This window comes from Janthinobacterium tructae (assembly GCF_006517255.1).
GTDB classification, from domain to species: Bacteria; Pseudomonadota; Gammaproteobacteria; order Burkholderiales; family Burkholderiaceae_D; genus Janthinobacterium; species Janthinobacterium tructae.
Genome location: NZ_CP041185.1, coordinates 3,314,867 through 3,337,837 on the forward strand (window position 1 = coordinate 3,314,867; position 22,971 = coordinate 3,337,837).

20 protein-coding genes are annotated in these 22,971 nt (G+C 65.5%); 7 read left to right on the forward strand and 13 right to left on the reverse strand.

The window, feature by feature from the left end:
* Genes FJQ89_RS14510 through FJQ89_RS14525 form a run of 4 tightly spaced genes read left to right on the forward strand, consistent with a single transcriptional unit; the run spans position 1 to position 3,903 of the window.
* Positions 1-1,083, forward strand: coding sequence for an acyl-CoA dehydrogenase family protein (locus FJQ89_RS14510; RefSeq protein ID WP_141170690.1), 1,083 nt, complete (start codon positions 1-3; stop codon positions 1,081-1,083).
* Positions 1,080-1,874 carry an ABC transporter ATP-binding protein gene (locus tag FJQ89_RS14515; RefSeq protein ID WP_141170691.1) on the forward strand — a complete coding sequence of 265 codons (795 nt, stop codon included), beginning with the start codon at positions 1,080-1,082 and terminating at the stop codon, positions 1,872-1,874. Before FJQ89_RS14510 ends, FJQ89_RS14515 begins: the two co-directional genes overlap by 4 nt.
* Positions 1,875-1,891: 17 nt before the next feature.
* Positions 1,892-3,136, forward strand: coding sequence for an ABC transporter substrate-binding protein (locus FJQ89_RS14520; RefSeq protein WP_141170692.1), 1,245 nt, complete (start codon positions 1,892-1,894; stop codon positions 3,134-3,136).
* A gap of 2 nt (positions 3,137-3,138) precedes the next feature.
* Positions 3,139-3,903, forward strand: a complete 765-nt coding sequence (locus FJQ89_RS14525) for an ABC transporter permease (RefSeq protein ID WP_205704495.1) — start codon at positions 3,139-3,141, stop codon at positions 3,901-3,903.
* Here FJQ89_RS14525 and FJQ89_RS14530 read toward each other — a convergent pair.
* From FJQ89_RS14530 to FJQ89_RS14555, 6 genes are all read right to left on the reverse strand, one after another.
* Entirely contained in the window at positions 3,893-4,642 is a 750-nt protein-coding gene (locus FJQ89_RS14530; RefSeq protein WP_141170693.1) for a lysophospholipid acyltransferase family protein, read from the reverse strand. The genes FJQ89_RS14525 and FJQ89_RS14530 overlap by 11 nt on opposite strands.
* A 147-nt stretch (positions 4,643-4,789) precedes the next feature.
* Positions 4,790-6,091, reverse strand: coding sequence for a dihydroorotase (locus FJQ89_RS14535; RefSeq protein ID WP_141170694.1), 1,302 nt, complete (start codon positions 6,089-6,091; stop codon positions 4,790-4,792).
* Positions 6,092-6,115: 24 nt separating this feature from the next.
* Positions 6,116-7,081, reverse strand: coding sequence for an aspartate carbamoyltransferase catalytic subunit (locus FJQ89_RS14540; protein ID WP_034746695.1), 966 nt, complete (start codon positions 7,079-7,081; stop codon positions 6,116-6,118).
* A complete protein-coding gene (gene pyrR, locus FJQ89_RS14545) occupies positions 7,074-7,598 on the reverse strand; it encodes a bifunctional pyr operon transcriptional regulator/uracil phosphoribosyltransferase PyrR (RefSeq protein ID WP_071075539.1) in 525 nt (174 codons plus the stop codon). Before pyrR ends, FJQ89_RS14540 begins: the two co-directional genes overlap by 8 nt.
* Positions 7,599-7,637: 39 nt before the next feature.
* The gene (gene ruvX / locus FJQ89_RS14550; protein WP_232730726.1) at positions 7,638-8,036 is read right to left on the reverse strand and encodes a Holliday junction resolvase RuvX; all 399 of its coding nucleotides are present in this window, start codon (positions 8,034-8,036) and stop codon (positions 7,638-7,640) included.
* A complete protein-coding gene (locus FJQ89_RS14555; protein ID WP_099762174.1) occupies positions 8,033-8,635 on the reverse strand; it encodes a YqgE/AlgH family protein in 603 nt (200 codons plus the stop codon). The genes ruvX and FJQ89_RS14555 overlap by 4 nt, the downstream gene beginning before the upstream one ends.
* Positions 8,636-9,088: 453 nt before the next feature.
* Between FJQ89_RS14555 and FJQ89_RS14560 the strand changes: the two genes are divergently transcribed.
* The gene (locus tag FJQ89_RS14560; protein ID WP_141170695.1) at positions 9,089-10,552 is read left to right on the forward strand and encodes a cryptochrome/photolyase family protein; all 1,464 of its coding nucleotides are present in this window, start codon (positions 9,089-9,091) and stop codon (positions 10,550-10,552) included.
* A 58-nt stretch (positions 10,553-10,610) separates the two neighbouring features.
* Here the strand turns inward: FJQ89_RS14560 and FJQ89_RS14565 are convergent, their stop codons facing one another.
* The 6 genes from FJQ89_RS14565 to FJQ89_RS14590 form a co-directional block, all read right to left on the reverse strand.
* Positions 10,611-15,896: an Hpt domain-containing protein gene (locus FJQ89_RS14565; RefSeq protein WP_141170696.1), complete on the reverse strand. Its 5,286-nt coding sequence runs from the start codon at positions 15,894-15,896 to the stop codon at positions 10,611-10,613.
* Positions 15,897-15,936: 40 nt separating this feature from the next.
* The gene (locus FJQ89_RS14570; RefSeq protein ID WP_141170697.1) at positions 15,937-18,174 is read right to left on the reverse strand and encodes a methyl-accepting chemotaxis protein; all 2,238 of its coding nucleotides are present in this window, start codon (positions 18,172-18,174) and stop codon (positions 15,937-15,939) included.
* Positions 18,174-18,791 carry a chemotaxis protein CheW gene (locus tag FJQ89_RS14575; protein WP_341474463.1) on the reverse strand — a complete coding sequence of 206 codons (618 nt, stop codon included), beginning with the start codon at positions 18,789-18,791 and terminating at the stop codon, positions 18,174-18,176. The genes FJQ89_RS14570 and FJQ89_RS14575 overlap by 1 nt, the downstream gene beginning before the upstream one ends.
* Positions 18,792-18,817: 26 nt before the next feature.
* Positions 18,818-19,183, reverse strand: a complete 366-nt coding sequence (locus tag FJQ89_RS14580; RefSeq protein WP_071075535.1) for a response regulator transcription factor — start codon at positions 19,181-19,183, stop codon at positions 18,818-18,820.
* Positions 19,184-19,217: 34 nt separating this feature from the next.
* Entirely contained in the window at positions 19,218-19,640 is a 423-nt protein-coding gene (locus FJQ89_RS14585; RefSeq protein WP_141170699.1) for a response regulator, read from the reverse strand.
* A gap of 85 nt (positions 19,641-19,725) precedes the next feature.
* Positions 19,726-19,878: a rubredoxin gene (locus FJQ89_RS14590; RefSeq protein ID WP_010401308.1), complete on the reverse strand. Its 153-nt coding sequence runs from the start codon at positions 19,876-19,878 to the stop codon at positions 19,726-19,728.
* A gap of 96 nt (positions 19,879-19,974) precedes the next feature.
* Between FJQ89_RS14590 and thiD the strand changes: the two genes are divergently transcribed.
* Both thiD and hemL read left to right on the forward strand, forming a co-directional pair.
* Positions 19,975-20,832 (forward strand): bifunctional hydroxymethylpyrimidine kinase/phosphomethylpyrimidine kinase, encoded by an 858-nt coding sequence (thiD, locus tag FJQ89_RS14595; RefSeq protein ID WP_141170700.1) that lies wholly within the window; start codon positions 19,975-19,977, stop codon positions 20,830-20,832.
* Between the two features lie 59 nt (positions 20,833-20,891).
* Positions 20,892-22,181 carry a glutamate-1-semialdehyde 2,1-aminomutase gene (gene hemL / locus FJQ89_RS14600; protein ID WP_141170701.1) on the forward strand — a complete coding sequence of 430 codons (1,290 nt, stop codon included), beginning with the start codon at positions 20,892-20,894 and terminating at the stop codon, positions 22,179-22,181.
* Between the two features lie 5 nt (positions 22,182-22,186).
* Here the strand turns inward: hemL and FJQ89_RS14605 are convergent, their stop codons facing one another.
* Positions 22,187-22,903, reverse strand: coding sequence for an HAD family hydrolase (locus FJQ89_RS14605; protein ID WP_141170702.1), 717 nt, complete (start codon positions 22,901-22,903; stop codon positions 22,187-22,189).
* Positions 22,904-22,971 lie beyond the last annotated feature (68 nt).

Here is a 22,971-nt window from a genome sequence, read left to right on the forward strand (position 1 = left end):
ATGGGCCACCTCAATCACTGGCTGCACATGCATGCCGACGAGCTCGACCAATCGTCGACACTGGCTGAAACTGTACTTCCCGCGCTGGCCGGCGACCAGCTGCTGGCCATCGGCGTGCCGCAGGAGCACGGCGGCGCGGGCGGCGACGTGCGCGACGCCATCGACGCCATCGCCTACGTCGCCGAGCAATCGGTAACGGCGGCCTTTGTTTTCTGGGGCCAGCGCTGCTTCATCGAATTCCTGCTGCAAAGCGAGAACCGCGCGCTGGCCGAGCGCCGTTTGCCCGGCCTGCTGGCTGGCACACAGGCCGGTGCCAGCGGCCTGTCGAACGCCATGAAATTCTTGTCCGGTATCGAGCAGCTGCAAATCACGGGCGTGCGCCAGGATGACGGCTTGCTGGTCGACGGCGGCCTGGCCTGGGTGACGAACTTGCGCAAGGCGGGCTTTGTCGCGGCCGCCGCCGTGGCGCCGAACGACGGCGCGCCACCCGCCATCGTCGCCTTCGACAGCGGCACGCCAGGCGTGCAGCGCAGCGACGACCTGGACCTGATCGCCCTGCGCGGCAGCAATACGGCCTCCGTCAAGCTGACGCAGGTGCACATCCCCGCTGCGGACATCATCAGCGACAATGCGCCAGCCTGGCTGCCGCAGGTACGCCCCTCGTTCCTCGGCATGCAGTGCGGCCTGTCGATCGGCCTGGCGCGCGCCAGCCTGGCAAAGGCGGCGCAGATCTCGGCCGGCTCGCGCAACGCGCTCACGCCGCGCATCGAAGCGCTGCAAGTCACCCTGGAGGCGGCTGTTGCCACCTTGCTGGCCGGCGTGCACGATGGCCGCTTCAAGACGCAGGCGCCGGCCATGTTCCGCCTGCGCATACAGCTGGCCGATGTGCTGCAGCAGGCGCTGATGCTGGAACTGCAGGCGATGGGCGGGCGCGCCTACCTGAACGCGGAGCAGCAGGGCTTTGCCCGCCGCTGGCGCGAATCGTCGTTCATCCCCATCGTCACCCCCAGCCTGACGCAATTGCAGGCAGCCTTGCAGCTGTTCGACAGCCAGCAGGCGGCCAAGGCGGGAGCGTCGGCATGATCGTTGCTGATTGGGCCTTGCAGGCACAGGACCTGAGCTACGCCTATCCGGGCACGGCACCCGTGTTCCAGCATGTCTCGCTGGGGGTGCGCAAGCGCGAAATCGTCTGCCTGCTGGGCGGCAGCGGCTGCGGCAAATCGAGCCTGCTGCGCGTGCTGGCCGGCTTGCAGCCGCCATCCACGGGAGCAATTCAATTCCTCGACGCCCCCATGCGCGAACCGGACCCGCGCAGCGCCCTCGTCTTTCAGCAGGCCAGCCTTTTGCCCTGGCTGAACGTCACGGGCAATGCCGGCTTCGGCCTGGACTTCAAGCACCAGCCGCAACTCACGCGCGAAGCGCACCAGGCGCGCGTGGCGCAAGCCATCGAAGCGGTGGGCTTGAAGGGCCGCGAAAAGCTGTATCCATCCGCGCTGTCGGGCGGCATGGCACAGCGCGTGGCGCTGGCCCGTGCGCTGGCGCGCGAACCGGAACTGCTGTTCGCCGATGAGCCGTTTTCCGCGCTCGACGCCATCACGCGCGCCGAGATGCAGTCACTGCTGGTCGACGTGGTGCACCGCTGGCATACGGCCGTGCTGCTCGTCACGCACGATATCGATGAAGCGATCCTGGTGGCCGACCGCATCTTGCTGATGGGCGGCAAGCCCGGCAACATCGTGCGCGAATGGCCCGTTGCCATCGCCCAGCCGCGCATCGGCCACAGCGCCGAGGTGATCGCCCTCAAGATGGACATCCTCGACGCCCTGCAGGCGCTGCAAAAGCAGGATCAAACGCCCGCCTTCGCCCCCAATTAATCGACCGGAACTTTCCCATGACATTCGAAGATCAAAACAAACCCCTGCATATCTGCGCCTCGTCCGATTGCGACTGCGGCCTGACGCGGCGCGACTTCCTGCGCATGTCGGCCCTGGCCACCGCCAGCGTCGCCTCGCCGCTGCTGTTCGCCGGTGACGCCTTGGCCCAGCAAGGTCCGAAAGGCGACGACCAGCCCGTGAAAATCGGCTACCTGCCGATCACCGACGCCACCCCGCTGCTCGTCGCCCACGCCCGCAAGCTGTTTGAAGCGGAAGGCTTGCAGGCGGAAACGCCGCGCCTGTTCCGCAGCTGGGCGCAGATCATCGAAGCCTTCGTCGCCGGCCAGGTCAACGTCATCCACCTGCTGTCGCCGGCCACGCTGTGGGTGCGCTACGGCGCCAAGTTCCCGGCCAAGGTCGTCGCCTGGAACCACGTCAACGGCTCCGCGCTGACGGTGGCCAACGAGATCAACAAGGTCTCCGATCTGGGCGGGCGCACGGTCGCCATCCCCTTCTGGTACTCGATCCACAACATCCTGCTGCAGCAAATCCTGTCCTCGAATGGCCTGACCCCGGTCACGCGCGCGCGCAACGCCACCATCAAATCGAATGAAGTCAACCTGATCGTGCTGGCGCCGGCTGAAATGGTCTCGGCCCTGGCCAGCAAGTCGATTGCCGGCTACATCGTGGCCGAGCCGTTCAATGCGGCGGCGGAAAACGCCGGCATCGGCAAGATCCTGCGCTTCTCGGGCGACGTGTGGAAAAACCATGCCTGCTGCGTCACCTTCCTGTCCGAGCGCGACATCAACACGCGTCCCGAATGGGCGCAGAAGGTGACCAACGCCATCGTCAAGGCGCAGCTGTGGACGCGCTCGAACCAGGTCGACACGGCCAAGCTGCTGTCGAACGTGGGCGAGCACCGCTACACGCCGCATCCGCTGCAGGTGCTGACCAAGGTGCTGGCCACCACCGATTACGCGAGCTACGAAAAGCAGGGCCTGATCGTGCACAAGAACTGGCAGCAGCGCCGCATCGACTTCCAGCCGTATCCGTTCGCCTCGTACACGGAAGAACTGGTGCGCGCGATCGGCCGCACCAAGGTCGAAGGCGATACGCGCTTCCTGGCCAATCTCGATCCAAAATTCGCCGCGCGCGACCTGGTCGATGACCGCTTCGTGCGCAAGGCCATCACGGCAGTCGGTGGCCCGGCCGCCTTCGGCTTGCCGGCCAACCTGCTGCGCAGCGAAACCGTGGCGGTCTGACGATGGCAAGCAAGTTGTTGACGAAGTTCGGCCTGCCCCTGGTGGGGCTGGCCTGTGCCTTGCTGTTGTGGTCCGTGGGTGTGACGGCGCTAGAGAAATCCACGCCGATCGCCACCGCCTTCGCGCCCTTGCCCACGGCGCTGGCGTTCCGGGAAATGCTGGGCGGTGCGGATATCTGGCTGCACGTGGTACTGAGCCTGCAAAGGGTGGCTGTCGGCCTGGGGCTGGCGATCATCATCGGCGTGCCGCTGGGCGTGCTGGTGGCCATGTCGAAAAGTTTTTCCGGCGCGGCCATGCCGCTGTTCCAGCTGCTGCGCATGATTTCGCCGCTGTCGTGGATGCCGATTGCCGTGATGGTGCTGGGCGTCGGTGACGCGCCCGTGTACTTCCTGCTGGCGTTTGCGGCCGTCTGGCCGATTTTGCTCAATACGGCGGCCGGCGTGGCGCGCCTCGATCCGAACTGGCTGCTGCTGGCGCGCAGCCTGTCGGCCACGCGCAGCGAGATCGTCTTCAAGGTGATTTTGCCGGGCATCACGGCCGATATTCTGACGGGCGTGCGCCTGGCCATCGGCATCATCTGGATCGTGCTGGTGCCGGCGGAAATGCTGGGCGTGTCGGCCGGCCTCGGCTACTTCATCCTCGACACGCGCGACCGCCTCGCGTATTCGGAGCTGATGGCCGCCATCGTGCTGATCGGGATTTTAGGGTTTATGCTCGACTACCTGGCCCGCGCCGCCCACGCGCGCTGGCTGCACGTCAAGAATTAAGCTGTTCCAGCGGCAGCGCAGCGGCCACCGCCGCCTGCGTTGCCGCCGCCAGCTCACGCCGGTGCGCGTCGGCCGTAGCAACGGAAGCCAGACAGGTCAGGCGCGCCGTAATCGGTGGGCCACTCAGAATCGCCACCATGCTTTGCGCAAAGCTCATCTCGCCGATGAAATCGACGGCGTGATGCAAGTCCCCCTTGTCATCCACATACACGAGCGCGAACGGCTGCACCGGCACTCGCGCATCGATGGCCGCCTCGAACAGGTTCGCGTGAAACGGCAGGATCTGTCCTTGCGCGGCGGTGGTGCCTTCGGGGAAAAACGCAATGCGCTCGCCCGCCGTCAATTTATCCACCAGGCCCTGGAAAATCAGGCGCAGGTCACGCTTGCTGCCGCGCGAAATGAAGATGGTGCCGGCGCGCCCCGCCAGCCAGCCGAGGATAGGCCAGGCGCGGATTTCCGCCTTGGCGACGAAACGGCAGGGATGGACGGCATTGATGACGAAGATGTCGAGCCACGAAACGTGGTTCGCCACCACCATCGCATGGTCGAGTGCCGGCACGCCGTCGGCCGGCAGCGCCACGTGCACGCCGCAGATGTCGAGCAGCTGCGTCGACCAGCGGCGGATGCGCCGGTTGCGCCCCTCCAGGTCCAGCCAGGGGAACAGCACGGCGCTCTTGGCCATGCCGCAGCCCAGGTGAATGGCGATGCGCGCGAGGCGGTAGGTAAGCAGAAGTTTCAAATGACACCAAGGTTGGAAGCAAATCCATACAGCCGCGTAGGTCGGCTTAGCTGCGCCGGTGAGGCGCTGCGTAAGCCGACAGGAGCCGCCATGGACTTGTCGGATTACGCGTACCGCTAATCCGACCTACGGCTCCGATACAAATAATTAGCGCTGAAACGCCACCTGTCCGGCCACGATGGTCGCCTTGACGATGCCGCTCAGCTCATAGCCGAGGAAAGGCGTGTGCTTGCCCTGGCTGGCCAGCGACGCCGACGACACGGTCCAGCGCGCGGCGGGATCGAAGACACAGATGTCGGCCGCTTCGCCCACGGCCAGGCTGCCGGCCGGAATACCGGCGACCCTGGCCGCATCCGACGTGACCTTGGCCACCGCGCGCGCCAGTGGACGCGCGCCCGCTTGCGGCTGCGCCAGCGCATAGTCGTCAGCCCATTTCAGGGCCAGCGACAGCAGCAGTTCCAGGCCCGTGGCGCCGGGCGAGGCTTCGCCGAAAGGCAGCAGTTTTTCATCGTCGTCGACGGGTGTGTGATCCGAGCACATGGCGTCGACCGTGCCGTCGAGCAGGCCGGCGCGGATCGCATCGCGGTCGCGCTGGCTGCGGAATGGCGGTGTGACGCGCGCGTTCGAATCGAAAAAGCCGATATCGGCATCCGTCAGGTGCACGTGGTGCACGCCCACGTCGCAGGTGACGGGCAAGCCTTCTGCCTTGGCCGCGCGGATCAGCTCCAGGCCCGCCGCCGACGAGATGCGGCACAGGTGCACGCGCGCGCGGCTGGCGCGCATCAATTCAAAGATCGTGTGCAGGGCGATGGTTTCGGACATCACGGGTACGCCCGACAGGCCCAGGCGCGAGGCCAGCGGGCCGCTGTGGGCGATGCCGCCGCGGCCGATATGCGGATCCTGCGGGCGCAGCCAGACGGTGTAGCCGAAGGTGTTCGCGTACTGCATCGCGCGCAGCAGCACGGTGGTGTCTTCGATCGGTTCCTCCGCCTGTGCGAAGCCGATGCAGCCCGCTTCCGTCAGTTCCGCCATTTCCGTCAGCGACTTGCCTTTCAAGCCCATGGTCAGCGCGCCCAGCGGGTGCACGTGGGCCTTGTTCTGCGTCTTGGCGCGGTATTTCAGCATCTCCACCAGGCCCGGCTCATCTAACACCGGGTCGGTGTCGGGCGGGCACACCAGGCTCGTGACGCCGCCTTGCAGGGCCGCCTGCAGTTCCGACTCCAGCGTCGCCTTGTATTCGTAGCCCGGCTCGCGCAGGCGCGCGGACAGGTCGACCAGGCCGGGGGCCACCACCAGGCCGGCCGCATCAAAGGTGGTATCGGCCTTGAAACCGGCCGGGGCGCTGCCCACGGCCAGCACTTTGCCATCGGCGATAAACAGGTCTTGCAAGCCATCGATGCCGTTGGCAGGGTCGATCAGGTGGCCGTTCTTGATATGTAGTGTCGTCATGCTCGCTTACTCGTCCTTGGGCTATCAGCCCTGATTACCAGCCAAAATACTCATCACCGCCATGCGCACGGCGATACCGAACGTCACCTGCGGCAGGATCACCGCCTGCGGACCGTCGGCCACGGCCGAATCGATTTCCACGCCGCGGTTCATCGGACCCGGATGCATGACGATGGCGTCCGGTTTCGCCAGCGCCAGGCGCTCGGGCGTCAGGCCATAGCTCTTGAAATACTCCTGCGCCGAGGGCAGCAACGCGCCGCTCATGCGTTCATTCTGCAGGCGCAGCATGATGATCACGTCCACGCCCTTGAGGCCTTCATCCATGTTGGTGAAGGTGCGCACGCCCATTTGCTCCAGGCCGCCCGGCAGCAACGTGTGCGGGCCGATGGCGCGCACTTCCGGCACGCCCAGGGTGGTCAGCGCGTGGATGTCGGAACGCGCCACGCGGCTGTGCAGGATGTCGCCCACGATGGCCACCGTCAGGTTGGTGAAATCCTTCTTGTAGTGGCGGATCGTGTACATGTCGAGCAAGCCCTGGGTCGGGTGCGCGTGGCGTCCGTCGCCCGCGTTGACGACGTGTACGTGCGGCTGCTTGGTGTCGATCAGGTGCTTGGCGATCAGGTAGGGCGCGCCCGACTGCGCGTGGCGCACGACGAACATGTCGGCATGCATGGCCGACAGGTTGTCGATGGTGTCGAGCAGGGACTCGCCCTTGCTGGCCGACGAGGCCTGGATATTGAGGTTGATGACATCGGCCGACAGGCGCTTCGAGGCGATCTCGAAGGTGGTGCGGGTGCGCGTGGAGTTTTCAAAGAACAGATTGAAAACGCTCTTGCCGCGCATCAGCGGCACCTTTTTCACATCGCGGTCGGAAATGCCGACGAACGAGGAAGCGGTATCGAGGATGTGGTTGACGATAGACTTCGGCAGGCCTTCAATCGTCAGCAGATGTTGCAGTTCGCCGTGTTTATTCAGTTGCGGATTAAGCATGGTGGGTATCTAGGGTGAGCGTGAATTTTCCATCGTCGGCTTGCTTCAGGACCAGGGCCTGGCCCGCCGGCACGGCAGTGAAGGCAGCCACGAAATCGGCGGCCACCGGCAGCTGGCGCTCGCCGCGGTCGACCAGGGCGGCCAGCATGATCTTGGCCGGACGGCCATAGTCGAACAATTCATTGATGGCCGCGCGCGTGGTGCGACCCGTGTACAGCACGTCGTCGACCAGCAGGATGGTGGCGCCAGCCACGTCGAAGGCGATCTGCGTCGGCTTGACGTCGGCATGCAGGCCTTTCTGGGCGAAGTCGTCACGGTAGAACGACACGTCGAGCACGCCCAGGCGATCGAGCAGGTTCAGGTCGCGCGCCAGGCGTTCGGCCAGCCAGGCGCCGCCCGAATGGATGCCGACGATGGCCACGTTGGGAATGCCCGCCAGGCCGCTCTGCACCTGCTGCAGCAAGACCGCGTACAGGGCCTCGGCGTCGAGTTGGGAAGGATTCGTAGGATGCGGCATAGAGTTCTTAATCATTCAGGGAGGGAGTCTAAGGTCAGATTAATAATTCGCGTCGAAATACTGTTGCAGGATGATGGCGGCGGCGCGGTCATCGATGACTTCGCCGCGTTTGGCGGCGATGACGGCCGAGGAATAACGTTCGTCGACCAGTTCCACCGGCAGGTTGAAGCGGCCATGCACCTGGTTGGCGAAACGGCGGCAACGCGCGCTCATCTCGTGTTCGGTGCCATCCGGATGGCTGGGCAAGCCCACCACGATGCGGCTCGCGCCCCACTCCTTGATCAGGCTATCGATGGCGGCAAACTTCGGCTCATTCGCCGTGGCCGTGATCACGCTGAGCGGCTTGGCCTGGCAAATCATGCTATTGCCGATGGCCACGCCGATGCGTTTCAAGCCGAAATCGAAGGCGAGGATGGTGTCGATGGCGTCACCGCTCATGCGTGTCCGGCTTCCGATGCCAGCATGAGAGGGTCGATACCGAGCAATTTGATGGCGGCCACGTAACGCTGCTCGATGGGGAAGTCGAACAGGATGTCGGCCGAGGCACCCACCGTCAGCCAGCCGTTGCGGCCGATCTCGTCTTCCAGCTGGCCAGGGCTCCAGCCCGAATAGCCGATCGACACCAGCATGCGCTCGGGACCATCGCCCTTGGCGACGGCTTCGAGCACGTCGATCGAGGTGGTAAACGCGATTTCATCGGTCACCGTCAGCGACGAGGAATAGTGCGCGCCCGGCGTATGCAGCACGAAGCCGCGGTCGTCCTGCACGGGGCCGCCGAACATGATCGGTTCATTGATGATGGGCGTGTCGCTGCCGGCCGCCAGTTTCAGATCGATGCGATCGAACAGCACTTCCATGGTCATGTCGGTGGGTTTGTTGATGACGACGCCCAGCACACCGTTTTCATTATGTTCACAAACGTACACGACCGTGCCGCCGAAGACCGGATCTTGCATGGCCGGCATCGCGATCAGGAAATGGTTAGCCAGATTCAAGGTGGAGGAACCGGTCGCGGCCGGCTCTCCCACACCCTGCATCAAACGATGTCCTGGTAGAGTCTGGTCGATTTTACTCTTTTTCATACGCGATGCTCTCTCTGTGGGCTTGCTGGCAAGTCTCGCTTACCCCGCTATCGTACGCCTGGCGCAAGCTGCCGCGAATGCTGGGCGGCGCGCACCATGATGCCAGGCGTTATTCTTGTTATGTTGTGAATTTATTATAATTTAGTCATCAATTCGCCTGGCCTTGCGACTACGCCACGCACGCTTTGCAACTTGCGTCATTTAAACATCACCCTGCATGCGGGCGCATGGCCATGCCAATTGTAAAATTGATTACACAATCGCTGTCGCACATAAGCCACCACGAACATACCCTGTAGTTTACACTGAATTGCCGCCGCAGCGACGCCAAAGGCACGACGTGAGCGGCCATAAAGCCCTGTTGGCGGCAAAAAATGGCCTATCTTTGACCCTGAACACGTAAAAATAATGACAATCAAGACTTCCCTGGTGTGGTTCCGGCGCGATCTGCGCGCATTTGACCATGCTGCATTGCATCACGCCCTGCGCCAGAGCCAGGCCGTGCATTGTGTCTTCGTCTACGACACCGCCATCCTGGCAACGCTGCCGCGCCGCGACCGGCGGGTCGATTTCATCCATGCCAGCGTGGCCGAACTGGCTGACGAGCTACGCCAGCTGGGCGGCGACCTGATCGTGCTGCACGCGGACGCCGCCGAAGCCATCCCGCGCCTGGCCGCCGAGCTGAACGCCGACGCCGTGTTTGCCAACCACGACTACGAAGCGCAAGCGATCGCCCGCGACCGCAGGGTAGCGGCCGCGCTCACGCACGAGACGCGCCTGTGGTTCAGTTTCAAGGACCAGGTGATCTTTGAAAAAGACGAGGTGCTGACGCTTTCGGCCAGGCCGTACACCGTCTACACGCCGTACAAGAATGCCTGGCTGAAGAAAATGCGCGCCGAACCGGGCTGCCTGGCGCCGCTCGATATCGAACCGCATGCGGCCAGCCTGGCGCCGCCGCGCAGCGGCACGCCGGCCCCGCTGCCCACCTTGGGCGAGCTGGGTTTCGAGGCCAGCAACCTGGCCGAACTGGCCATTCCCACCGGCATGTCGGGCGCCAGCACGCTGTTCGAGGATTTCCTGCCGCGCCTGGCCCGCTATGACGTGGCGCGCGATTTCCCTGCCCTGAAGGGGCCGTCCTACCTGTCCATGCATCTGCGCTTCGGCACCGTGTCGCTGCGCTACCTGGTGCGCAGCGTGGTCGACCTGATGGACCGGGGCGGTGGCGGCGACGGCGCGCCCGTGTGGCTGGCCGAACTGATCTGGCGCGATTTCTACGCCATGATTTTGTACCAGAACCCGCATGTGGAAGGCGGCGCCTTCAAGCCGGCCTACGACGCGATCGCCTGGGAAACAGGACCCGAGGCCGATGCCGCGTTTGCCGCCTGGTGCGAGGGGCGCACCGGCTATCCGCTGGTGGACGCGGCCATGGCACAGCTGAACCAGACGGGCTATATGCACAACCGCCTGCGCATGGTCACGGCCTGCTTTTTGATCAAGGATCTGGGCATCGACTGGCGCCGCGGCGAAGCGTATTTCGCGCTGCACCTGAATGACTTCGACCTGGCGTCGAACAACGGCGGCTGGCAATGGGCTTCGTCGTCCGGCTGCGACGCCCAGCCCTACTTCCGCATTTTCAACCCCATCACGCAGTCGGAAAAATTCGATGCGAACGGACGCTTCATCCGCCGCTACCTGCCGCAGCTGAAGGCGCTGGGCGACAAGGAAATCCACGCGCCCTGGCTGGTGCCGCGCATGCTGCTCGAGCAAAAAAACATCGTGCTGGGACGCGACTATCCTGAACCCATCGTGCAGCACGATGAGGCGCGCAAGGAGACCCTGGAGCGCTATGCGGTGGTGAAGGTGGTGGCGTAATCCGGCCGGTGGCGGCGCCAGTGGTGGTGTCGGGTTACGCGCTGCGCGCTAACCCGACCTACGCCACGCCACCGCCCAGCAAGCGCCCCACTTCCGCCAGCAATTCCTCTTCCTGGAACGGTTTGCCGAAATACGCATTCACGCCCAGCTCGAACGCGTGCGCGCGATGCTTGTCGGCGCTGCGCGAGGTGACCATGATGACGGGGATGGCACGTGTCTTGTCATCGCTGCGCACATTGCGCGTCAGGTCGAAACCATCCATGCGCGGCATTTCCACGTCGACCAGCAGCAGGGCCGGCATGGCCGCCGGTTCCAGCGCATGCAGCTGCTCCAGCGCATCGAGGCCATCCTTGGCCAGCAGCACCTGATAGCCTTCGCGCTCGAACAAACGCTGCATCACGCGGCGCACCGTCAGCGAATCGTCAACCACCATCACGCGCACGGCTGGCACGGCCAGTGCGCTGGAGGCGGCATGCTGTTCGCTGCTGGCCAGCGCGTATTGCGACAGCAGTTCCGGATGGTGTTCCAGGTGCTGCGCCAGCGCCACCGGATTGAGGATCAGCACGATGTCGCCCGTGCCCAGCACCGTGGCGCCAGCGATGCCCGGCATGCGCGCCAGTTGCGGGCCCACATGCTTGACCACGACTTCGCGGTTACCCACCACGTCATCGACCTGCAGCGCCAGCCTGTCATTGCCATTCCTCAGCAGCAGCACGGGCGCATGGCGCTGCGTGGCCTGCGCGGCCGGCGTCTCGCCCAGCATGGCCGACAGGTGGTGCAGCGCCAGCGACTGCCCGTGCGACTCGATGCGCCCGGCCGCCCGCACCTGCTGCAGCTGCTCGCCTTTCAGGTGCAGCACCTGCTCCACCAGCACCGATGGCAAGGCATACGTCTTGCCGTTCGCCGCCAGCAGCACCACTTGCGTGACGGCCAGGGTCAGCGGCAAGTGGATGGTGAAGCGCATGCCCAGTCCCGCCTGCGTCAGCGTTTCCACGCGTCCGCCGAGGGCCAGCGCTTCGGAGCGCACGATGTCCATGCCAAAACCGCGCCCTGCCAGTTCCGTCAGGCTGTCGGCGGTGGAAAAACCGGGCGTGAAAATCAGTTCGGCGGCCTGCGCGTCGGTCAAAGGCGCATCCGTCGCCACCAGGCCGGCGCCGTGCGCCTTGGCGCGGATGCGTTCCAGGTCCAGCCCCGCGCCGTCGTCGGAAAAAGCGATCGCCACTTCATTGCCTTGCTGGCTGACCTGCACCAGCAGCTCGCCCGTCTCGCTCTTGCCCGCAGCCAGGCGCGCCTCGCGCGGCTCGACGCCGTGCACGATGGCGTTGCGCAGCAGGTGTTCAAACGGTGCCGCCATGCGTTCGAGCACGCTGCGGTCGATTTCCACACCGCCACCGCGGATATCGAGGTTGACGCGCTTGTCGACTTCCTTGGCGCTTTGCCGCGCCACGCGGAACAGCCGTTCGGCGATGCTGGCAAACGGCACCATGCGGATCTGCATCAGGTCGCGCTGCAGCTCGCGCGTCAGGCGCGCCTGCAGCACCAGGTCGTCCGTCACCGCGTCGACACTGAGGCTGAGGTTTTCATGGAACGAGGCCACGTCGTTGACGCTTTCGGCCATCATGCGCGTGAGTTCCTGCAGGCGCGTAAAGCGATCGAATTCGAGCGGGTCGAATTCGCGCTCGCTGCCGACGGCCATGCGCGAGGCGATCTGCGATTCAGCCTGCATTTCCACTTCGCGCAGCTGGCGCCGCAGGCGCGCCAGGTTGTCGGAAAACTCGGATAGCGAAGCGCCCAGCACGCCGACTTCATTTTCCATTTTGGAGCGCGTGATCGACACTTCGCCGGCCTGGTTCACCAGGCGGTCGAGGATGTCGGCGCGCACGCGCACCAGCGCCGCCTTCGGTTCGGCGGCCGGCGTGTCTTCCATGCCCGGCAAGGGCAGCAAGGGCTGCTGCAGCTGTTCGAACAGGTGCAGCGCATGGTCGTAATGGGCCAGCAATTCCTCGAAGGCCTGCGGCGTGGCGGTGCCAGCGTGCAGCATGTTTTCGATATGCGTCTCGATTTCATGCGCATGCTGGCCCAGGCGCATGGCGCCGGCCATGCGCGCGCTGCCCTTGACCGTATGCAGGGTGCGCAGCAGCATCTGCGCCTGGCCGCTGTCATGCGGCTGCTGCTGCCAGCTGCGCAGCGCCTCGCCGATCTGCGGCAGCAGGTCGGCGCCCTCCTCCAGGAAGACGGACAATAAATCGAGGTCGAGTTCATCGCTGATGCCGGCGCTGGCCGCCAGCAGCGCAGCCGCATCGGCCGGCATGATGGCGGGCGCCGGCGCTTCCGGCGCCGCGTGTTCCGGCGGCGGTGCGTGCTCGAAACCGGCGTCGAACAGGTCGTCGCGGGCACCGCTGTCCTGCATGGGCGCCGGCACTTCAGCCGCAGCGGGCTGCAGCGCGTCGGCGACGATGCTCGCATACGCCGCCTCGAACAAGGTCTCGAGCTGCGGCAGAGGGACTTCGGCGAGTGGCTCGTCAGCTTGCGCCGGCGCGCCGACGATGCTGGCGTAGGCGGCCGCAAACAGGGCGTCGAGCCGCTCTTCCTGACTCTCGCCGGGCGGCGCCGTCAGGGCGCGCCACAGGGTGTTGAGCGCTTCGATCATGTCCGGCTGCGTTGGCGCCAGGTCGCCCAGCGCAAACGCCTGCAGCATTTGCCCGATGCGCTGCGTGGCTTGCTCCAGCACGTCGTGCTGTTCGGCGCGCAGGCCGGTCAGCGGCGGCACTACCGTTTCGATCACCGTTTCCAGCGCGTGCGCCAGGTCGCGCAGGGACTGGAAACCCACCGTGCCCGACGTTCCCGCCAGGGTATGCACGGCTTGCAGCGCCTCCGCGCTGACGGCACGCTGTTCATGGCGCCATTCGCCGAAGTCGCGCGTCAGCACGCGCAACAATTCATCCGTCTCGGCCAGGTAGATGTTGTACAAGGGGAGGCTGACGCGCAGGTCGCCGACGTGCTTGAGGTTATCGTCGGGCGCTTCATGGGCGGCGGGCGCCGTGGCGGACGGAAAGCCGATCACATTGCCGTTGCTGGCCAGCGGTGCGGCCGATGCCGGGCGAGGCTTGCGCAGTTCGAACGGACCGCCTTCGCGCACGCGCTCGGCCGCCGCCAGCAGCATGCCGGCCTCGCGCTCGCGCCCTGCGCCGCCTTCGAGTTCGGCCACCCATTCACTGAGCTGGTACCAGCCGTAATTCAGTAGGGTAAACAGATCATCGCTGACAGGGCGCGCTTCGGCCAGCCAGGTATTCATGACACGTTCGATGGCGTCGGCCGCCTCGGCAAACTGCGCCAGGCCGATCATGCGGCTGCTGCCTTTCAAGGTATGGAACCAGCGGCGCAGCATGGCCAGGTGGTCGCCGCTGGCGGCCTGCTCGCGCGGCAGGGCCAGCGTGGCATCGATAAAGGCCAGCACTTCGCGCGCTTCGGCAATGAAGATATCGAGCATCTCCGCGTCGACATCGGTCACTGCCGGTGCGGCATTCATGCCGGCAGGCGCTACGGGCGCCAGGGCCTGGTCGAGCAAGGGCACCGGTACGGCGCCGGCGGCGGCGACTTTTTCAAATGGCAGCGCGCGGAAGGTGCCGGCAGCGGCATCGAAATGGAAACGTCCGCTGGCCGCTTGCGCGTTGCGGCCCAGCATATCGACAAAAAATCCCAGCGCGCTGACATTTTGCGCGATTTCATCGAGCGCCCCGGCGTGCGCGTCCGCCTTGGCGTCCGCGTTGGCGTCGCCAGCGGCCAGCTGCCGCACCGCCGCATCGACCTGCAGCACGGCGGCGCGCGCGTCTTCCTGTCCCAGTCCGGCCAGCTGCTGCTGCAACTGTTCCAGCACGGGGGCAACGCCATCGAGGGCCCCCGCCACGCCACGCGAGGCATCCGCGTAATAAGCGTTGAGCACCTTTTCCACCTGGCGCAAGCCCGTCTTCATGTCTTCGGCCAGCGCGGCGACGGTCTGGCCCTGCTCGATCTGGCGCGACAGCTCGCCCGCCGTGACGGGCGGCGGCGCTTCGCCAGCGAGCAGCGCCTGCAGGCGCGCGGCGATGGTTTCCGCATTGCCGGCGAAATCGTCGGGCAGGCGGCGCACCTGCTCCAGTCCCGTGTCGGCAAACAGCAGCGCCATGCCGATTTCATTTTCCAGCGCCGCACTGCGCCCGCTGGCCACGGCTAGCCGCGCCACGGCCGCGCATTCGCGCAGCAGGCTGGCCAGGGCAGGCTGCCGCAGAATGTCGGTCTGCGCCGCCACCTGCTGCAAGGACTGTTGGAATGCGTCGCCCAGGGCGGGATCAAGGTCGGCTTGCGCCAGACGGCCCCAGCTGGCGCGCGCCTGCGCCAGGGCCGCGCGTGCACCTTGCAAGGCTTCCTGGTCGACCTGGCCGTAACGCCGCGCTTCCACGTCGGCGGGAACCATGCCTTCCAGGGCGAAGGCGGTACGCAGCTGGCGTGCCTCAGATGTGGGCTCGGCGGCGGCGGCAATGAAGTACAGGGCGTCGCGCAGCATCGCTTCGGGCAGGCTGGCCGTGCCCTGCGCCAGGCGGCGCAATTGCAGATTGATCAGGCCGAACAACTGTTTGACGTTGAGCGTGCCCATGCCCTCGCCGCTGGCCGCCAGTCCCGCAAACGCCTGCATGGCGAACCAGAAGGTTCGCGCCGGCGCTGCCTGCTGCGCGTCGGCCACCAGGGTCAAGGTGGCATGCAAGTCGCTGGCGTGCTGACGCCGCGCCGCATCATCCTGCGCTTTCAGAAAGGGCAGCAAAGACTTTTCAAAGCGCCCGCGCCAGGCCGGATAATCGGCTGCCGGCGGCGATTCCGCCAGCGCGATGGCATGCCCTTCCAGCATCGATGCAGGCGGAAAAAACAGGTCGGCCGGGTGGATGCGCTCGGCGCCCAGCATGGTTTGCAGGTCGCGGTAGTAGGGAAACAAACGCGTCGGCTGCGGCGGCGTGCCGGCCACCAGGTCTTCCAGGTATTCGGTCAGGGCCTGATACAGCCCGGCGACGATCTGCGCATGGTCGAGCGTATATTCCAGGCTGCCATCGCGAAAGCGCGCCAGCGCCTGTTCCGCGCCATCCGTCAGCAGGCTGGCGCCGGCCACGTCGACCATCACCAGCGCGCCATGCGCCTGATGCAGGTGCGAGCGTGCATGCTGCAGTGCCGTGGCGCGTTCCTCGCGCTGGCGGCCACCGGCTTCAAACAGCGCCGTTTTCGAGCGGCCCAGCGCTTCGCGGATTTCCACCATCACCCACGACAACGGCTCGCTGTCGAACGGCTTGGACTGCTGCGGACTATCAGGTGTGCTCATGCATGCCTCGGTAAAGAAATCGCCTGGACTGGCGCGGCGTTCAGGCGGCGACGCGGAAGCGCGACACCGAATTTTTCAGTTCCTGCGCCAGCATCGACAGCTTGTGGATCGACTGCGCTGTTTGCTGCGTGCCATCCTGGGTCTGCTCCGTCACGCTCAGGATATGCTGGATATTCAAAGCCACGCCGCTGGCCGAACCGGCCTGCGTGCCGGTGGCGAACGAGATGCCCTGGATCAGTTCAGCCAGGTGTTTCGACACCTGGCTGATGTCGTTCAAGGCAGCGCCGGCCGCGTCGGACAGGTGTGCGCCCTCGACCACGCCGTGCGTGGATTTTTCCATCGCGCGGGTAGCATCCTGGGTGTCGGCCTGGATGGTGCGCACCAGCGCGCCGATCTGCTTGGCGGCGGCAGCCGAGCGTTCGGCCAGGCGCTGCACTTCCTCGGCGACGACGGAAAAGCCGCGCCCCGCTTCGCCGGCCGATGCGGCCTGAATGGCGGCGTTCAGCGCCAGCACATTGGTTTGCTCGGTGATGTCGGAAATGAGCTCGGTGATTTCGCCGATTTCCTGCGACGATTCGCCCAGGCGCTTGATGCGCTTGGAGGTATCCTGGATCTGCTCGCGGATTTCATGCATGCCCTTGATGGCGTTTTCCACTGCCGTCGCCCCCTGCTGCGCCGCCGCCACCGACTGGCGTGCCACGTCGGCCGAGACACTGGCCGACTTCGACACGTCGGTAATCGCATTGGCCATCTTGACCACGGTGGCGCTGACGCCCTGGATTTCACGCGACTGCTGCTGCGAAGCGATCAGCAGCTTGCTGGAGATGCTTTGTGCCTGCGTCGAGGCGCGGTTGACCTGTTCGGCCGTCGCCGTCACCCTCCCCACCAGGCCGCGCAATTCCTCGACCGTGTAGTTGACGGAATCGGCGATGGCGCCCGTGATGTCTTCCGACACGGTGGCCTGCACCGTCAGGTCGCCGTCGGCGACCTTCTGCAATTCGTTCATCAGGCGCAGGATGGCCGCCTGGTTCTGCTCATTCCGGGCCTTCGCCTCTTCCTCTTTTTCCTGCGACTGCAGGCGCAGGATTTCCGCTTCCTGGCGCCGCCGCTCGGCGTCGCGCGTGCGGTTGACGGAGTCCTGCAGCAGCACGCGGCCGATACCGGCCGCCGCGATCAGGGTCAGCAACACGCCGCCGACCATCATCCAGAAGGCCATGCCCAGCGTTTCCTGGTTCACGTGGTACATCTGCTGCAGCAGCGTCAGACGCTGGCGCAGGTCTTCGTTTTCGTTGAAGATCAGCTGTTCGGCGCTTTTCGCCGAACTGAATTTATCCAGCCGGTCGAGTATCGACGAGACCAGCTTCTGGTAATTATCAAAACTGCCCTTCAGCGCGACGAGCCGGTCGCGCAGTTCGGCGTCGCGCGTGGGCGCCAATTGCAGCGCCACGCTGCCATTGAGCAGACCTTCGACGGCGGTGCGGAAATACGTCGTGTCGCGCCCCAGCGAAAATGCCGTTTCCGAGCTGATGCTGCCCGACGACAGGAACTCGCTGGCACTGCGGCTCATGCGCTGGCTCAGCATCATCAGACGGCCGACGACGGCCAGGTCGCGCGCATTGCCGCCGCGCTGCACCTTGAGCGCCGCGATTTCCTCGGTCTGCGCCAGCAGCGCCGGCGACAGCGCGTTCAATTGCTGCAAGGTCTTGTCGAATTCACCGAGCTCCGTTTTCAGGCGCAGGATGGTGCTGGCCGCGCGGTCGCTGCTGGCCCACTTCTTGCGCGCGTCGGCCACCGCCGCCAGCAGGGCGGAACGCGACTCGCCGATATCGCGGCCATGATACGTCCCGCCGCGCAGCATCAGGCGGAAATCCTGATTCAGTTCATTGCGGCTTTCCTCGAGCTGGCGGAAGGCTTCCGGATTGCCTTGCACGGCGTTCGGCGCGGCCTTGCCGATGCGCTGCGAATGCATCAGCGCATCGCTGGCCAGCTGCGTCTGCGCCGAGGCGATATTGCCGCTGCGCGTGTTGAGGCCGACGAACAGCAGGCTGGCGGCCAGGCTCATGGCCATCACCGTCGACAGGATGCTCAGCTGTTTTTGCAGCGGAAAGTGGCCGATCAGCGGCAGCTTCAAGTCGCTGACGGGTGCCTGGGCCAGCGACTTGCGCCGTCCCAGCGCGTCGCGCAGGCGCAGCGGCAGGTCGGCCGCCGCTGCCGGCTCGCCAGCAGCATGCTCCGCCTCGGGCATGCCGGCCGCCAGGATAGGGGAATGGGCGCCCATCAGCAAATGTCCTTGTGCTCGGCGAAGCCGCCAAAACCGGCATCGAGGAAGCGCTCCGCTTGCGCCAGCTGCGCCAGGTCCAGGCGCAGCCACTGCTGCCCTTCGCTGTCGCGCAGCGTTTGCGCCGCCCACGATGGGAGCACACCCTGCGCCGCATCCTGAACGCGCACCGATTGCAGCGTGCGCAACTGGCGCAAGCCCAGTACCCGCTCGACCAGCAAAGCGCAATTGAGGCCCAGCCGCGGAGAAAAGGTGATGATGCGGCAGTGACTGCCTGCCGCGCAAGCCGGTTCGCCCATGTAGCGGGCCAGGTCGACGACCCCCGTCAGGCGTCCGCGCATGGCCGCCAGGCCCAGGTACCAGTCCTGCGCCAGCGGCACGCCCTGGATCTGCACCCCGGCAGCGATGACGATTTCACCGAGCTGCGTCAGGTCAAGCAGGCACGGCCGGCCACCGAGCATCACGCCCAGTTCCCTGCGTGCCGCCAGCGCGCCGCTGCGCGCGGCCTGTATCCGCTCGATCAATTGCAGCTGATACTGGCGCAAGCGCCCGTGCCGCGCGCCCGTCTCGAAGGATGGCATGGCGGCAGCGGCAGGCGAAAAGACCGCGGTGGACACGCCGTTACCTGGCATCGTGCGCATTCTCAGGAAATCGCAGCGATCTTGGCCAGCAGCTCGGCTTCGACTACCGGCTTGACCAGATAATCGCGCGCGCCCTGGCGCAAGCCCCAGATGCGGTCCGTTTCCTGGCTCTTGCTGGAGCAGATAATCACCGGCACGTCCTGCAGTTCGGGATCGCGCGCAATCGCGCGCGTGATCTGGAAGCCATTCGCACCGGGCATCACCACGTCCATCAGGATCAGGTCGGGCCTGGCCTGCTTCAGTTGCGCCAGCGCGTCGGCGCCGTCCTGCGCCGTAAAGACGGCATAACCGGCACGCACCAGCATCTCGCTCAGGTAGTAGCGTTCTGTCGCCGAGTCATCGACGATCAGAATTGTGTGTATGGCCATCTGCTTCCTTGCTGCGTTGTCAATCAATAAATCACTACTCAAAATGCCTGGCCAGGTGCAGCCGCACGGCCTCCAGCAGCACCTCGCGCGCCAGCGGCTTGGCCAGGCAGGCGCTGGCGCCTGCCATGGCGCCGCGCGCGCGGTCGAACAAGCCCTCCCTTGACGACAGCATCAGCACCGGCGTGGCGTGATGCGCCGCACTGGCCTTGATCAGCGCGCAGGTGCGGTAGCCGTCCAGGCGCGGCATCACGATATCGCACACGATCAGCGCCGGCTGGCAATCGGCGATCTTGGCCAGGGCCTCAAAGCCGTTTTCCGCCACCACCACGCGATACCCTGCCTCGCGCAAGACCTTTTCGGCCGCGCTGCGGCTGGTGGCGCTGTCATCGATGACCAGTATCGTGGCGCTGGCGCACACGGCATCGGACGCTGCCTCGGGCAGGATGGGATACGACATGTAATTATTCGACAATCTTTCATACCATAGCACAGGCTGCCGCGATAGCTGCGTGCGGCGGCACCATCCCGGGGATCGGAATGAATTAAAGCGCCACCATCTCGAAATCATCCTTGCGCGCACCGCATTCAGGACAGGTCCAGTTCATCGGAACATCGGCCCAACGCGTGCCGGGAGCGATGTCTTCGTCGGGAAGGCCGGCCGCTTCATCATAAACCCAGCCGCAAATTAGACACATCCACGTTTGGAATTGCTGCGTTGTTTCGTTGCTACTCACGTTCTGCCACCCTTCAATCAAGTAAAATGCTGAATTAGGTATCTTAATCTACCCGCCGTGCAAAACCAAACTTCTCCCCTCATATTAAGCTTCGGCGTGTCCGATCCGGTCGGCGCGATCGGCATCCAGGCCGACCTGGCCACATTTTCAGCCTTCGGCTGCCATGGCCTGTCGGTCACCACGGGCCTCTTGATCAGCGATACGGCGCGCGTGGAAGACGTGCAGGCGGTCGACCCGGACTGGGTTTCCGACCAGGCGCGCGTGCTGCTGGAAGACATGTCCGTCTCGGCCATCAAGATCGGCGCCCTGGGCAGCGTGGAAAACGTCACTGCCATCGCCGAAATCGTCTCCGACTATCCGAACGTGCCACTGATCCTCGATCCCTTCATTTCGGCGCTGCCGGAACAGGGCATGGACGACGAAGACATCCTCACCGCCGTGCGCCAGTTGCTGATCCCGCAAACGACCCTGCTGGTGCTCTCGCCGGTGGAACTGGAGCGCCTGGCCGAGACCTGGCGCGACGCCGACCCGGACGACACGCTGCAAAACGATGTCGACTATCTGGTGGCGCTGGGCTGCGAATACGTGCTCGTCACGGGCATGCCGGCCGACGCCAGCAAGTCCGGCACGGGCGAAGGCAAGTTGCGCGCCAATACCCTGTTCGGCGAGGACGGCGTGGTGCGCCACGACGTATGGCAACACCTGCCGGGCATCTTCAACGGCGCCGGCAGCACCCTGTCGGCCGCGGCCACCGCCCTGCTGGCTCTGGCGCAAAACGAAGACGATGTGCCGCAGGTGGTCGTGGCGGCGCAGGAATTTACCACCGGCGCGCTGGCCCACGCGCAGCGCCACGGCATGGGCAAGCTGGTGCCGAACCGGCTGTTCCGGCAGCAGCCCCAGCGCGACGCCCAATAATTCTGTAGCAGACCAGACAGACGACACAGACAACGATCCACTTTCAAGGCACGATTATCATGACGACGACTTCACAGAACGACATCCTGTTTGCCCGCGCACAAAAAACCACGCCAGGCGGCGTCAATTCGCCCGTGCGCGCCTTCCGCTCCGTCGGCGGCACGCCGCGCTTCATCACGCGCGCCGAAGGCCCGTATTTCTGGGACGCGGACGGCAAGCGCTACATCGACTACATCGGCTCGTGGGGCCCAGCCATCGTCGGCCACGCCCATCCGGAAGTGGTCAAGGCGGTGCAGGATGCGGCCGCGCTGGGCCTGTCGTTCGGCGCGCCGACCGAAGGCGAAGTGCTGATGGCCGAGGAAATCACGCGCCTGGTGCCGTCGATCGAGCAGGTACGCCTGGTCTCGTCGGGCACGGAAGCGACCATGAGCGCCCTGCGCCTGGCGCGCGGCGCCACGGGACGCGACAAGATCGTCAAGTTCGAAGGCTGCTATCACGGCCACGCCGATTCGCTGCTGGTGAAAGCGGGCAGCGGCCTGCTCACCTTCGGCAACCCGACCTCGGCCGGCGTGCCGGAGGATTTCGTGAAACACACCCTGGTGCTCGACTATAACAACGTGGAGCAGCTGAAGGATGCCTTCGACAGCTTCGGCGCCGAGATCGCCTGCGTGATCGTCGAACCGGTGGCCGGCAACATGAACCTGGTCAAAGCCACGCCAGAATTCCTGCAGGCGATGCGCGAGCTGTGCACGCAGCACGGCGCCCTGCTCATTTTCGATGAAGTCATGTGCGGCTTGCGCGTGGCCCTGGGCGGCGCGCAGGCGCTGTACGGCATCAAGCCCGACCTCACGGCGCTGGGCAAGGTGATCGGCGGCGGCATGCCGGTAGCGGCCTTCGGCGGCAGCGCGGCGCTGATGCACCACATGGCGCCGCTGGGCGCCGTCTACCAGGCCGGTACGTTGTCCGGCAACCCGGTCGCCGTGGCGGCCGGCATGGCCACCTTGAAACTGATCCAGCAGCCGGGCTTCTACGAGCAGCTGGGCGCCACCGCCAAGCGCCTGGCCGAAGGCCTGACCGCCGCCGCCAAAGAAGCGGGCGTGGTCTTCTGCGCCGACTACATCGGCGGCATGTTCGGCATCTATTTCAGCGCCACGCCGCCAACCAGCTACGCGGAAATGATGGCGGGCGACCGCAGCAAGTTCAACGCCTTCTTCCACGCCATGCTGGACGAAGGCGTGTACTTCGCGCCCGCCGCCTTCGAGGCGGGCTTCGTCTCGGCGCAGCACGATGATGCCGTCATCGACGCCACCATCGCCGCTGCGCGCAAGGTGTTCACAAAACTCGCGTAAGCCTGCTATACGGTCGCGGTGTCCATCACCGCGGCCACCAGCGCCGGCAGCTTGGCCATGTCCTTGAACACGACATGCGCGCCGGCCGCCTTCAGGCGCGCTTCCTGGCCGGCGGCGATATGCCCGCCGCCGATGAATCCCAATACCGTCATGCCCGCCGCCACGGCGGCTGTCACACCCGTGACGCTGTCTTCCAGCACCAGGCACTGGCTTGGCGGCACGCCAAAGGCGGCCGCCGCCGCCAGATAGACGCCCGGATGCGGCTTGGCGTGACCGACCAGGTCCGGCGTAAACACGCGTTGATCAAACAACGGCGCCATGCCAGTGCGCTCAAGCGCCGACAGCACGCGCGCGCTGACGCTGTTCGAGGCCACGGCCTTGGGCAGCGCAATGGCGGCCAGCGCCTGGGCCACGCCCGGCACGGCGCGCAATTGCGCATCGCAGGCCGCATCGACGGCGTTGCCGATGGCCATGATCTCGTCGGCCGGCAATTGCGGCAGTCCCAGTTCCTTGTAGATATCCTGCATCAGCGGCACCAGGCGCTGGCCCAGACGCGGCTCGATCAAGCCTTGCAGGGTGATGCCCTGGGGCAGGTTCGGCAGGCGCGGCGCCAGCAATTCCAGCAGCGCTTGCAGGGCCACGGCTTCGCTGTCGATCAACACGCCATCGCAGTCGCTGATCAGATGGGTAAAGCGCAGTGGGGTGGTGACGGTATCAGGCATGGACTCTCCAGAAGACAACGGTGACGGGGAATGCGGCGGCCAGCCGGCCAAGGCAGGCATCGCAACGA